The 12,719-nt window shown below is 71.4% G+C and carries 12 protein-coding genes; 5 read left to right on the plus strand and 7 right to left on the minus strand.

The genetic code is table 11. The annotated features are described in order from the left end of the window. The 3 genes from ACWGIG_RS29415 to ACWGIG_RS29425 all read right to left on the minus strand — a co-directional run. Positions 1-583 (minus strand): BadF/BadG/BcrA/BcrD ATPase family protein (locus ACWGIG_RS29415; RefSeq protein ID WP_453324716.1); only part of this gene is annotated, 583 nt, incomplete at its 3' end. Between the two features lie 3 nt (positions 584-586). Beyond that, entirely contained in the window at positions 587-1,264 is a 678-nt protein-coding gene (locus tag ACWGIG_RS29420) for a uracil-DNA glycosylase (protein WP_453324717.1), read from the minus strand. Between the two features lie 48 nt (positions 1,265-1,312). After that, positions 1,313-2,404: a WD40/YVTN/BNR-like repeat-containing protein gene (locus ACWGIG_RS29425; RefSeq protein WP_453324718.1), complete on the minus strand. Its 1,092-nt coding sequence runs from the start codon at positions 2,402-2,404 to the stop codon at positions 1,313-1,315. 235 nt (positions 2,405-2,639) lie between these two features. On the opposite strand from ACWGIG_RS29425, the gene ACWGIG_RS29430 reads away from it, so the two are divergent. Genes ACWGIG_RS29430 through ACWGIG_RS29440 form a run of 3 tightly spaced genes read left to right on the plus strand, consistent with a single transcriptional unit; the run spans position 2,640 to position 6,278 of the window. Beyond that, a complete protein-coding gene (locus tag ACWGIG_RS29430) occupies positions 2,640-3,452 on the plus strand; it encodes a class II aldolase/adducin family protein (protein WP_453324719.1) in 813 nt (270 codons plus the stop codon). 22 nt (positions 3,453-3,474) lie between these two features. After that, a complete protein-coding gene (locus ACWGIG_RS29435; protein WP_453324720.1) occupies positions 3,475-4,383 on the plus strand; it encodes a bile acid:sodium symporter family protein in 909 nt (302 codons plus the stop codon). Next, positions 4,380-6,278 (plus strand): neutral/alkaline non-lysosomal ceramidase N-terminal domain-containing protein, encoded by a 1,899-nt coding sequence (locus ACWGIG_RS29440; protein WP_453324721.1) that lies wholly within the window; start codon positions 4,380-4,382, stop codon positions 6,276-6,278. The genes ACWGIG_RS29435 and ACWGIG_RS29440 overlap by 4 nt, the downstream gene beginning before the upstream one ends. A 31-nt stretch (positions 6,279-6,309) precedes the next feature. On the opposite strand, the gene ACWGIG_RS29445 is transcribed toward ACWGIG_RS29440, so the two are convergent. Beyond that, complete coding sequence (locus ACWGIG_RS29445) at positions 6,310-7,389, minus strand: NADH:flavin oxidoreductase/NADH oxidase (RefSeq protein ID WP_453324722.1); 1,080 nt, start codon at positions 7,387-7,389, stop codon at positions 6,310-6,312. 253 nt (positions 7,390-7,642) lie between these two features. On the opposite strand from ACWGIG_RS29445, the gene ACWGIG_RS29450 reads away from it, so the two are divergent. Continuing rightward, entirely contained in the window at positions 7,643-7,987 is a 345-nt protein-coding gene (locus ACWGIG_RS29450; protein ID WP_453324723.1) for an ArsR/SmtB family transcription factor, read from the plus strand. A 16-nt stretch (positions 7,988-8,003) separates the two neighbouring features. Here ACWGIG_RS29450 and ACWGIG_RS29455 read toward each other — a convergent pair whose 3' ends face one another. Both ACWGIG_RS29455 and ACWGIG_RS29460 read right to left on the minus strand, forming a co-directional pair. Continuing rightward, a complete protein-coding gene (locus ACWGIG_RS29455) occupies positions 8,004-9,353 on the minus strand; it encodes an FAD-dependent oxidoreductase (RefSeq protein WP_453324724.1) in 1,350 nt (449 codons plus the stop codon). Positions 9,354-9,539: 186 nt separating this feature from the next. After that, on the minus strand, positions 9,540-10,217 hold the full coding sequence (locus ACWGIG_RS29460; RefSeq protein WP_453324725.1) for a DUF305 domain-containing protein: 678 nt from the start codon (positions 10,215-10,217) through the stop codon (positions 9,540-9,542). Between the two features lie 176 nt (positions 10,218-10,393). On the opposite strand from ACWGIG_RS29460, the gene ACWGIG_RS29465 reads away from it, so the two are divergent. Beyond that, positions 10,394-11,884, plus strand: coding sequence for an LVIVD repeat-containing protein (locus ACWGIG_RS29465; RefSeq protein WP_453324726.1), 1,491 nt, complete (start codon positions 10,394-10,396; stop codon positions 11,882-11,884). A 45-nt stretch (positions 11,885-11,929) separates the two neighbouring features. Here ACWGIG_RS29465 and ACWGIG_RS29470 read toward each other — a convergent pair whose 3' ends face one another. Further along, entirely contained in the window at positions 11,930-12,553 is a 624-nt protein-coding gene (locus ACWGIG_RS29470) for a TetR/AcrR family transcriptional regulator (RefSeq protein WP_453324727.1), read from the minus strand. Positions 12,554-12,719 lie beyond the last annotated feature (166 nt).

A 12,719-nucleotide genomic window follows, 5' to 3' on the forward strand; every position in this document is an offset into this window, starting at 1 on the left:
CGCGCATCGCCGCCTCAAGACCGGCCCTGCCGATCCACGCCCCGCCGCCACAGTCGCCGAGGAGGTGCCCCCAGCCGTCGGCCCGGCGCCATGCGCGCAGGTCCGTGCCCAGGGCGATCAGCCCGGTGCCCGCGGCGACCACGGCCCCCGGCCGCTGCCCGAGGGCACCGGCGTACGCGGTGACCGCGTCGGCGGCGAGCGCCATCCTCCGTACACCGAACTCCCTGGCCAGCATCCCGGGCAGCTCGGCCCGCAGCCCGTCCCCGAGCGTGGCGGCCCCGGCGGCGCCGATGCACACCGCCACTGGCTCGCCGCCGCCGACACCGGCCAGCAACTGCCGGGCGGCCGGTACCAGTTGGGCGGCCAGGTGCCCGGCATCGATCCCGCCGGGCCCGGTCCTTACCGGCTCACCGGAGACGAGCGGCGGCCCGACCGGCGTACGGCTGCCGACCCGCGCGAGCGCGAACCGCACGCCCGAGCCGCCGGAGTCGACCCCGAGGACGTACCCCTCCCCGGGCGCGTACCCCTCCCCGGGCGCGTACCCGGCGCCGGGGGCGTACCCGGCCCCGCCGTGATTGGCCACGGCTTACGGAAGCTGCCAGTCCACCGGTGCCGCGCCCTGCTGGACCAGCAGTTCATTGGCCCGGCTGAACGGGCGCGAGCCGAAGAACCCGCGGTCCGCCGACCTCGGCGAAGGATGCACCGACTCGACGCAGGGCACGTCGCCGAGCAGCCGCCGCAGACTGCGTGCGTTGCTGCCCCACAACACCGCCACCAGCGGCTTGCCGCGCGCCGCCAGTGCCCGGATGGCCTGCTCGGTGACCTGCTCCCAGCCCTTGCCCTGATGGGCGTTGGTCTTGCGCGGCGCCGTGGTGAGCGCCCTGTTGAGCAGCAGCACCCCCTGCCGGGTCCACGGGGTGAGGTCCCCGTTGGAGGGGCGGGGATGACCGAGATCGGTGTGCATCTCCCAGAAGATGTTGTCCAGGCTGGGCGGTACCGGCTGCACATCGGGCGCGACCGAGAAGCTCAGCCCCACCGCGTGCCCCGGTGTGGGGTACGGGTCCTGACCCACGATCAGGACCCGCACCTCGTCGAACGGCTGCTGGAACGCACGCAGTACGTTCGCCCCCGCGGGTACGTAGGTACGCCCCGCGGCGATTTCCGCACGGAGGAAGTCGCCCATCGCGGCGATCTGTCCGGCCACGGGTTCCAGCGCGTCCGCCCAGCCGGGCTCGACGCTCTCTTTCAAAGGTCTTGCTGCCACAGGACGTCACTCTACTGGCCCAGTCCGCAGGGGCCGCTCCCGATGTGCTCAGCCGATCACCGCCGCCCGCACGCACAGCACGTCCGGCAGGTGCGAGGCGAGCTGCTGCCAGCTGTCGCCGTCGTCCGCGCTCGCGAACACCTCGCCGTTGCGATTGCCGAAGTACACCCCTGCCGCAGGTGCGTTGTCGTCCGTGCACATCGCGTCGCGCAGCACCGTCCCGTAGTGCTCCTCCTGCGGCAGCCCGGCCGTCAGCGGCTCCCAGCTCTTGCCCGCGTCCCGGGTCCGGTAGACCCGGCACCTGCGGTCCGCCGGCACCCGGTCGGAGTCCGCGGTGATCGGGAAGACGTACGCCGTGTCCGCGTGGTGCGGGTGGGCGGCCACCGCGAAGCCGAAGGTGGACGGCAGCCCCTCGCCGATGTCCGTCCAGTTCGCCCCCGCGTCGTCGCTGCGGAACACACCCCAGTGGTTCTGCAGGTAGAGCCGGTCCTTGTCGGCCGCGTCCTGCGCGACCTTGTGCACGCACTGCCCGAACTCCGGGTTCGGATCCGGCAGGAAGACCGCCGACACCCCCTTGTTGGAAGGCGCCCAGCTCGCCCCGCCGTCCCGCGACCGGAACACCCCGGCCGTCGACACCGCCACCGTCACCGCGTCCGGGTCGCGCGGATCCGTCACCACCGTGTGCACGGCCTCACCGCCGCCGCCCGGCACCCACTGCGAGCGGGTCGGATGCTCCCACAGCGGCCGGACGAGCTCGAAGGTCTCGCCCCGGTCCGTCGAGCGGAACAGCGCCGCGGGCTCCGTCCCCGCGTACACCACCCCCGGCGCGGCGGACCCCGCCGGATGGAGCTGCCACACCCGCTCCAGCGAAGCCCCGGTGTCCTTCGGGAACTTGACGGCCGGCTGCTTCGGCTCGGTCCACGTCGCACCGAGGTCGTCGGAGTGGAAAACCGAAGGACCCCAGTGCGCGCTGTCCCCGCCGACCAGCAGCCGGGGCGAGTCCCCGCTCCGGTCGATCCCCACCGAATACACGGCCTGCGCGTTGAAGTGCGGGCCGTCGAACTCCCACTCCCCGCCTCCGCGCCTGCGGCCGAGGAAGAGTCCCTTGCGTGTGCCTACAGCGAGCAGTACGTCGGACATGGCCGACACCTCCCAGACTTCGTTGTCTCCAGGTATCGGCCAGTCTGCACCCCGCCACTGACAATGGCCCGGGATCAAGCGTTCGCCGAGGTCAGAGCGGTAAGCCGGGAATGTCCGCAGGGGTGCCGCACGGGGTCCCCAGCCGTTTCGGCCGGATTCCTTGACAGTCTCCCTCCCCTTGGAAACCATCCAGCCGGTACGCCCCGAACGGCCCGAGCGACGAGGAGAGTCAGCCATGACGTCCCCCACCATGCAGCAGGTCATCGCCGCAGCCACGGGCCCCATGCCGCCCGGCGTGTCCATGCCGACGCCCCCCGTCTTCGACACCGTCGAGGAGGAGCGGCAGTACCGCAAGGAACAACTGGCCGCCGGGTTCCGCCTGTTCGGCCGGTTCGGCTTCTCCGAGGGCGTCGCGGGCCACATCACCGCCCGCGACCCCGAGCACCCCGACCACTTCTGGGTGAACCCCTTCGGCATGGCCTTCTCCCTGATCAAGGCCTCCGACCTGATCCTGGTCGACCACGAGGGCAACCTGCTGCACGGCAGCCGGCCCGTGAACCGCGCCGCGTTCGTCATCCACGCCGCCGTCCACGAGGCCCGCCCCGACGCGGTCGCCGCCGCGCACTCGCACTCCCTGCACGGCAAGGCGTTCTCCAGCCTCGGTGTCCCGCTCGACCCGATCACCCAGGACGCCTGCGCGTTCTTCGAGGACCACGGCATCCACGCCGACTTCTCGGGCGTGGTCAGCGACGCCGAGGAGGGCAGGCGGATAGGCCGGGCCCTCGCCTCGTACAAGGCGGTGATCCTCCAGAACCACGGCCTGCTCACCGTCGGGGGCTCCGTCGCCGAGGCCGTCTGGTGGTTCATCACGATGGAACGTTCCTGCCAGGCCCAGCTGCTCGCCATGGCCGCGGGCACTCCGAAGCACATCGACCGCGAGACCGCGCTGCACACCCGCGCCCAGATCGGCGGATCCTTCGCGGGCTGGTTCCAGGCACAGCCGCTGCTGGACCAGATCACCGCATCCGACCCCGACCTGTTCGGCTGACCGGGCGGCACGGACCGCTGTCATGGAACTCGCCGCCGTCGCCCTGCCCGTCGCCCTCGCCGTCATCATGCTCGGCCTGGGACTCGGCCTCACCCCGGCCGACTTCCGCCGCGTACTGGCCCACCCGAAGGCCACGATCGTCGCCCTGTGCTGCCAGCTGCTCCTGCTCCCGGCGGCCTGCTTCGGCCTGGTCGTCGCCTTCGGGCTGCCGCCGGTCCTCGCCGTCGGCATGATGCTCGTCGTCGCGTCCCCGGGCGGGACGACCGCCAACCTCTTCAGCCACCTCTACGGCGGCGACGTCGCCCTCAACGTGACACTCACCGCCGTCAATTCGGTGATCTCCGTCGTCACCCTCCCGATCGTCTTCAACCTGTCGGCGCAGTACTTCCTGGGTGAAGGGACCGGACTGGGCCTCCAGTTCGCCAAGACCCTCCAGGTGTTCGCGATCGTTCTGGTCCCCGTCGCGATCGGCATGTACGTCAGGGCGCGCTCCCCGCGCTTCGCGGCGCGCATGGACCGCCCGGTGAAGATCGCCTCGGTGGTCATCCTGGTTCTGATCATCGCCGCGGCAGCCCTCCAGGAGCGCGCCAACCTCCTCGAATACCTCGGCTCCACGGGCCCCGTCGCACTCGCCCTGCTCGTCCTGAGCCTGAGCGTCGGCTACTGGGTGCCGCGCCTCGCCAAGGTCGAACGAGACCAGGCCATCGCCTCGTGCATGGAGATCGGCCTGCACAACACCACCCTCGCGATCACCATCGCCATGGGCATCCTGCAGAACACCGAAATGGCCGTCCCCGGCGCGACGTACGGGGTATTGATGTTCTTCGCCGCCGCGGTCGCCGGGCTGGTCCTCCGCCGCAGCGCCCGCACCGCACCTCCCACACCTCCCGTACCTCCCGCACCTGCGCCATCCGAGAGTGAGCGTCCATGAGTCAGCTGGCCGGCCGAGGCATCGCCGACATCACCGGGGAGGCCGCCGAGTGCGGAATGCTCGGCTACGGCAAGGCCGGCCAGCGCACCACGGGCATCCACACCCGCCTGCGCGCGCGTGCCTTCGCCTTCGCCGAGGGCACGGCGGAAGCCGACCGGCGGCTGCTGCTGGTGGTCTGCGACCTCCCGCTGGTCTCCGGCGGCCTGGTCCAGGAAGTCGTACGGCGGCTGCCGGCCGGCTGGACCGAGTCCAACGTGATGATCACCGCGACGCACACCCACTGCGGCCCCGGCGGCTACTTCCACCACGCGCTCTACAACAGCAACACGGGCGGCTTCCGCCCCAAGACGTACGCGGCGATCGTCGACGGCATCACCGAGGCCGCCCTCGCGGCCCTCGCCGACCTCGCGCCCGCCGAACTCTCCCTCGCCCACGGCGAACTCCACGACACCAGCGCCAACCGCTCCCGCCGCGCCTTCGACCGCAACCCCGGGCACGACCGCGCGTACTTCCCCCGGGCCGTCGACCCGCACACCACCCTGCTGCGCATCGCCCGCGACGGCGAACTCGCGGGCGCGGTGCACTGGTTCCCCGTCCACAACACCAGCATGACCAACAAGAACACCCTCATCAGCAGCGACAACAAGGGCTACGCCGCCTACAAGTGGGAGCGCCTCGACCACGGCGCGGACTACCTGGGACCCGAACAGCCCGTCCTGGTCACCGCGTTCGCCCAGACCAACGCCGGCGACATGTCCCCGAACCTCAACCTCCGCCCCGGCAGCGGCCCCACCGAGGACGAGTACGAGAACACCAGGATCGCGGGCACCCGGCAGCAGGAGTCCGCCACCGGGCTCCTCGCCGCCGCCGCCCCGCTCACCGGCCCGCTCGACCACCGGATCACCCACCTCGACCTCTCCGGCACCGAAGTGGGCCCCGAGTTCACCGGCGACGGCCGCGCACACCGTACGGGCCGGCCCGTGGGCGGCGCCGCGGCCCTCGCGGGCGCCTGGGCCGACGGCAGGGGACTCGCGGGCTTCCGCGAGGGCCGCAACCCCCTCTGGGACGCCCTCTCCCAGCGGGTGATCTACGCCCTCTCTCCCGCCCTGCGCGACGCCCACGCGCCCAAGGCGCTCGTCCTCCCCGCGGGCCCGCTGAACCGGCTGCGCCCCATGGTCCAGGAGCGCGTCCCCGTCCAGCTCCTGCGCATCGGCCGCCTGTACCTCATCGGCATCCCCGGCGAGGTCACCATCGTGGCGGGCCTGCGCCTGCGCCGTACTGTCGCGGGGATCGTCGGCGCCGACCTCAAAGAGGTGCTCGTCGCGAGCTACAGCAACGGCTACTTCCACTACGTCACCACCCCCGAGGAGTACGACGCCCAGGAGTACGAGGGCGGCAGCACGCTCTTCGGCCGCTGGCAGCTCCCCGCGCTGTGCCAGACGGCGGCGCTCCTCGCCACCGCCATGCGCGACGGCCGGCCCGTCCACCGCGGCACCCCCGAACCGCTGCCCACCGCCCGGCCGAACCGCCGCACCCCGGCGCCCGACGAGCCGCACCCCGGCCGCGCCTACGGCGATGTGCTCTCCTTCGCCCGGATCGGCGGCCAGGTCACGGCTTCCTTCGTGGCGGCGCACCCCAGCAACGACCTCCGCAGGGGCGACACCTACCTCGCGGTGGAGCGAGGCGAGGGTGACACCTGGACCCGTGTCGCGGACGACGGCGACTGGTCGACCACCTTCCGCTGGTCCCGCACCGGCCGCACCACCTCCACCGCCACGGTGACCTGGACCGTCCCCGACCGCACGGCCCCCGGCCCGTACCGTCTCCGCTACTTCGGCAACTGCACGGACCGGGGGGCCTTCACCGGCACGACGGAAGTCTTCGACGTACGGTGAAGGCCCCCCGGCCATGGGCCCCGGCAGGGGCTCAGATCGCCCAGGAGTACTGATCGGGCGCCGCCACCTCGTCGCCGAGCTCCCGGGCCGCCTGCCGCGCCCAGGAGGGGTTGCGCAGCAGCTCCCGTCCGAGCAGCACCGCGTCGGCCTCGCCGTTGGCGAGGACCTTCTCCGCCTGTGCGGCCTCGGTGATCAGCCCCACCGCCGCGACCGGCAGCGAGGTCTCCGCCTTGACCCGCGCCGCGAACGGCACCTGGTAGCCGGGGCCGACGGGGATGCGGACGGCCGAGGCGTTGCCGCCGGTCGAGACGTCCAGCAGATCCACCCCGTGCTCCTGGAGCAGCGTCGCGAAGCGCACCGTGTCGTCGCCGTCCCAGCCGTTCTCCTCCAGCCAGTCCGTCGCCGAGACGCGGAAGAAGAGCGGCAGCTCCTCGGGCCACACCTCCCGTACGGCGTCGACGACTTCGAGTGCGAAGCGGACGCGGTTGTCGAACGATCCTCCGTACCCGTCCGTGCGGCGGTTGGAGTGCGGGGAGAGGAACTCACCGATCAGATAGCCGTGCGCTCCGTGCACCTCGGCGACCTGGAAGCCCGCCTCCAGGGCCCGCCGCGCGGCGTCCGCGAACTGTCCGACGATCTCCCGGATCTGCTCCACGGACAGCTCGTCGGGCACGGGGTGCCCGTCCTTGAACGGCACCGGGCTCGGGGCCACCGGCTGCCAGCCGTCCGCTTCGGGGCCCACCGGCCCGCCGCCCCGCCAGGGCCGGTCGGTGGAGGCCTTGCGGCCCGCGTGGGCGAGCTGGATGCCGGCCACGGTGCCCTGCGACTTCAGGAAGGCGGTGATCCGCCGGAAGGCGTCCGTCTGGGTGTCGTTCCAGATCCCCAGGTCCGCCGGGCTGATGCGTCCCTCGGGGCTCACCGCCGTCGCCTCCACCAGGACCAGGCCCGTTCCGCCGGTGGCACGTGCCGCGTAGTGGGTGAAGTGCCAGTCGTTCGGGACGCCGGCGTCCGGACCGCACGGCTCCGCGCTGTACTGGCACATCGGGGCCATCCAGATGCGGTTGGGGATCGTCAGCTCACGCAGGGTGAAGGGCTGGAAGAGGCTGCTCACAGCGAACTCCGTTCGAGGAAGGGCCGGCTAGTGGGTAGTACGATAACCATCGTAGTACGGCGTCTGTCAAACTACGAAGAGTCTCGTACAATGGTGGCCACGGCGCTTCCGTACGGCTCTGCGCACGGCGCTTCCGTACGGCTCTGCGCACGGCGCTTCCGTACGGGCCTTCCGTACGGGGCCTCGCATGTGCCCGCCGCAGTACAGCCGCCGCCCACCGATCACGTAAGCCGAGGAAGAGGGGCAGTCCACCGTGACCGCTGCCGCAGTGAACAGCCGCGAACTCGCGCACCCCGACCGCGCGGAGATCCGCCTCGAAGGCGTGCTGCACGCACTCTCCGACCCCATGCGGCTGCACATCGTCCGCGACCTGGCCGCGGAGGAGTGCGAGCTCGCCTGCTCCTCCTTCGAGCTGCCCGTCTCGAAGTCCACGAGCACCCACCACTTCCGCGTCCTGCGCGAGAGCGGCGTCATCCGGCAGGTCTACCGGGGCACCGCGAAGATGAGCGGACTGCGCCGCGACGACCTGGAGGAGTTGTTCCCCGGACTGCTCGAAGCGGTCCTGGAAGCCGCCGAGTTGCAGGCCGGCCGCGGCTGAACCGGGCCGCCGGGGATCAGGTGCGTACGTCCCCGGCCGCGTCCAGCAGCCCCGCCCAGTCGGCGATCTTCACCGAGCGCCGCCCCAGTGACGTCCCGAGCGCCGTCTCCGCCGCCTCGATCGCCAGCCACCCGGGCCACTCCACCGGGTGCAGCCCCGACTCCCGCAGGGCGACCAGGGGGTCGTCCGCCACCTCGCGCCGGGCCAGTGCCTCCGCGTCGGCGAGCAGCGAGCCGGCCGTCTCCTTGGCGCAGGGCCGGTTGGTCCCGATCACTCCCGTCGGGCCCCGCTTGATCCACCCGGCGACGTACTCCCCGGCGGACGGGTGCCCGTCCCGCAGTACCCGACCGCCCGCGTGCGGCACCGTCGCGCGCGAAGGGTCGAACGGAAGGCCGGGCAGCGGCGTCCCCCGGTAGCCGACCGAGCGCAGTACCAACTGCGCCTCGATGTCCTCGTACACACCGGTGCCGCGCACCCCGCCCGCCCCGTCCGGCACCGTCCTTTCGAACCGTACGGCGGCCACCCGGCCCGCGTCGGCGAGCAGTTCCACCGGGCGGAGGTGGAAGCGCAGCCGAAGCGTCCTTCCCCGTACGGGAGGCGGCGCCTGCGCCCAGCCGCGCAGCACCTCCACATTGCGGCGCAGCGCGGTGGGCAGCCCCGACGGATCGCCGTACGCCGGGTCCAGGGCCAGCTCGACGGGGTCCACCGAGACCGAGGCGTCCGGCAGGGTGCCCAGCTCCCGCAGTTCCTTGGTGGTGAACTTGGCCTGCGAAGGCCCTCGCCGCCCCACCATGTGCACCTCGCGCACGGTGGACCCCGACAGTAGGTCGAGCGCGCTCTGCGGTACGTCCGTGGGCAGCAACTCCCTTGCCCCGCGCGCCAGTATGCGCGCCACGTCCACCGCGACGTTGCCCACTCCGACGACCACGGCGGAGCGCACCCCCAGGGCGAACCCGCCGGGATCGGCGTCCGGGTGCGCGCTGTACCAGGAGACGAACTCGGTGGCCGAGAAGCTGCCGGGCAGGTCCTCGCCGGGGATGCCGAGCCGGCGGTCGGTGGCCGCGCCGACGCAGTAGACCACCGCGTGGTACAACTCCAGCAGCCGCTGCGGCGGCAGTTCGGGCGTCCCCGCCTCGACGTTGCCGACGAAGGCGATCCGTTCGTGTTCGAGGACGGCGCGCAGGGTGCCCTGCAAGGACTTGATCTTCTCGTGGTCGGGCGCGACCCCGTACCGCACCAGCCCGTACGGACACGGCAGCCGGTCCAGCACGTGCACCCACACGTCGGGCACGGCTGTCTGCTCGACGAGGGCCTGGGCCGTGTAGACCCCGCTGGGGCCCGACCCGACGACTGCGACGCGAAGCACGGCGGAGCTCCCTCCCGCAGGGTCCCTCCAGGATCGCACCCGTGGCGCGGCAGCGGCAGGGGGCTGCGCCTGCGGAGTGTCCTGAGGCTGCCGGGCGTGCGCGCCGTGGCGGTGGCCGGTGAGGTGCGCGACCGGGCGTGGCCGCCGCACCTCGCGCAAGGTCGTCGCGAGCGCCCGTGGCGGGGGCTACCGCCCCTGCAGCATCCTCGCCATCCGGTTGATCTCGGTCGTCTGCTGGGCGACCAGCTCCGTGGCCCACTCCTCGACCGTCAGGTCGTTGCCGTCGGAAAGCGCGTCGCCCGCCATGGTCAGCGCCCCCTTGTGGTGGGTGATCATGAGCTTCAGGAACAGCTCGTCGAACGCCGCGCCCCCGGCCGCCTTCAGCTCCGCCAGCTGCTTCTCGGTGGCCATGCCCGCCATCGCCCCGTGGTCGTGCGGGGTCTTCGGCCGCTTGTCCGCACCGTTGCGCTTCTGCCAGCCCTTCATGGCGTCGATCTCCGGGCGCTGGGACGCCGCGATCCGCTCCGCCAGCTGCTTCACGTTCCGTGCAGAGGCGCGCGACGGTACGAGATCGGTCATCACCAGGGCCTGGCCGTGGTGCACGATCATCATCTCCGTGTAGTCGAAGTCCGCGGAGTTGGGTCTGTCCACCGGGGCGGCCTTCCGCGCTTCGTCGGCCGACAGGGTCCTGGCCGGTTCGCCCGGCTTTCCCGGCGCCACCACCACGGCGTCGCCCGCCGCCTTGGCCTTCCCGTCCTCCTCCGGTGCTCCGTCGCAGCCGGACAGGGCGAGCAGGACGGCGACGGCGAGCGCCGCGGACACGGCGAACGGGCGGGAGGGTCTTCTCTGTTGACGGGAGCGCACGGCGAACTCCTGGGGTGCAAGGGGCGATTGGTGACCGTCTTAGCACGATTCAGTGCGCGGATGATCAGAAAACTTCATTACATCTCCGTTGCCGTCTATTGAGATGTACATGCGAAGGAAGATACTCACGAGGTCCCTCAGTCGTTCAACTGCGAACCAGATCAAGGGAGTACGCAGTGACCTCGAAGACCGATCCCCGCGCCCGCAGACGCAGACGCCTGGGCGTGGCGGCAGCCGCGGCAGGACTGCTCGCGACGCTCCTCACGGCCGGACCCGCCGCCGCGAGCCCCGAGCCCGGTGACACCCCCGCCCAGCGGCAGCCCGCCACCACCTCGCAGCAGGAGGAGGCCCGCAAGGCCATCCAGGGCGGCGAGATACCCGGCGTGGACGAGATCGTCCACAGCAAGAACGTCGAGCACCTGGCCAACATCCCGAAGGACGCCCTCAAGGGCACCAACTCGGACCTGGCGTTCCAGGGCAAGTACGCCTTCGCCGGCAACTACGACGGCTTCCGGATCTTCGACATCAGCAACCCGAGGAAGCCGAAGACCGTCACCCAGGTCCTGTGTCCCGGATCGCAGAACGACATCTCCGTCTCCGGCAACCTGCTCTTCCTCTCCACGGACTCCTCGCGCAGTGACAACTCCTGCACCAGCACCACGCAGCCCGCGACGGAGAAGTCCTCCTGGGAGGGCATGAAGATCTTCGACATCAGCGACATCCGGAACCCCCGGTACGTCGCCGCCGTCGAGACCGCCTGCGGCTCGCACACCCACACCCTGGTGCCCGAGCGCCGCAACGTGTACGTGTACGTCTCCTCGTACTCGCCGCGCGCGACCTACCCGGACTGCCAGCCTCCGCACGACGGCATCTCGATCATCAAGGTGCCCCGCAAGGCCCCGCAGAAGGCCGCAGTCATCGACTTCCCGGTGCTCTTCCCCGACGGCGGCAACCCCGGCGGCGGCACCACGAACCCGCAGATCGCCGAGACCACCGGCTGCCACGACATCACCGTGCTGCCCTCGAAGGACCTGGCGGCCGGCGCCTGCATGGGCGACGGCATCCTCCTCTCCATCAAGGACCCGGAGAAGCCGAAGGTCGTCGACCGCGTCCAGGACACCGCCAACTTCGCCTTCTGGCACTCGGCGACCTTCAACGAGCGCGCCGACAAGGTCGTCTTCACCGACGAGCTCGGCGGTGGCGGCGGCGCGACCTGCAACGAGGCGACCGGCCCCAAGCGCGGAGCCAACGGCATCTACGAGATCAAGGGCCACGGCGACAAGCGCAAGCTCGTCTTCAAGAGCTACTTCAAGATCCCGCGCCACCAGGCCGACACCGAGAACTGCGTCGCCCACAACGGCTCGCTCATCCCGGTCCCCGGCCGCGACATCATGGTCCAGGCCTGGTACCAGGGCGGTGTCTCCTTCTGGGACTTCACCGACTCCTCGCAGCCCAAGGAGATCGGCTACTTCGAACGCGGGCCGATCTCCACGGAAACCATCTCCACGGGCGGCTCCTGGCCCGCGTACTACTACAACGGCCATGTCTTCTCGAACGACATCGCCAAGGGCTTCGACGTCCTGAAGATCAACGACAGGCGCACCGACCCCGCGAAGTGGGTCCGCCAGCGCGAGCTCAACGTGCAGACCCAGCCCGACTACCTCTGACACCTCTGCCTTCGACGCGACCGCTCCTGATCCGACCGCCTCTGATCAGCCGGTTGCCGTGCCGTCGGGCGGACCCCCGTCCGGCGGCACGCCGAGCTCCCAGTCAAGCCCGTACCGCTGGAACAGCTCCGCCCGCAGCCGCGCCTGCGGCATCGGCGCCCCGGGCAGCAGCAGGGCGAACACCGTGCCCATCAGCAGCGCCCGCAGCAGCGGATACTCCGTCTCCGGCTCGGTGACCCCGTACCTGACCATCGCGCCCCGCAGCACCTCGGCCAGCTGCTGCTGCTCGGAGCACTGCACGAAACCCTCGGCCTGGAGAATGCCCGCCATGTGCGTGCGCATCAGCACGGGATGGGCGAGGGCCAGTCCCAGGACGGCGTCCACCGCGCGCGCCAGGACCTCCCGCCCGTCCGCCGCGGACGGCTCCCGCTCGATCGCGGCCCGGATCGTACGGTGCATCAGCCGGTGCACCGCGGACTGCAGCAGCTGGCGCTTGCCGGGGAAGTAGTACGACACCAGGCCCCGTGCGGAACCGGCCCGGTCGGCGATGTCTCCCAGCGTCGTCGCCTCGTACCCGCGCTCGTCGACGAGTTCCACCGTCGCTTGCAGGATCCGCTCGCGGGAACGCCGCCGCAGTTCTTCGTTGACCGATGCGCTGCGCGGGGGCATGCAATAACTCCTGCGTTGACTGGCTCGGAGCCAGTATACTCAGCGGGCGTCTCGCACCCGTCTCTTCGAGGTGGTCCTGCGGGAGCGCTTTCTGCCTTGGGCGACGCGGGGGATCGCCCAAGGCAGGCAGCACGGGCGGGCCCCCGGGAGACACATCCCCTGGGTG

The organism is Streptomyces sp. NPDC054863 (genome assembly GCF_053610825.1).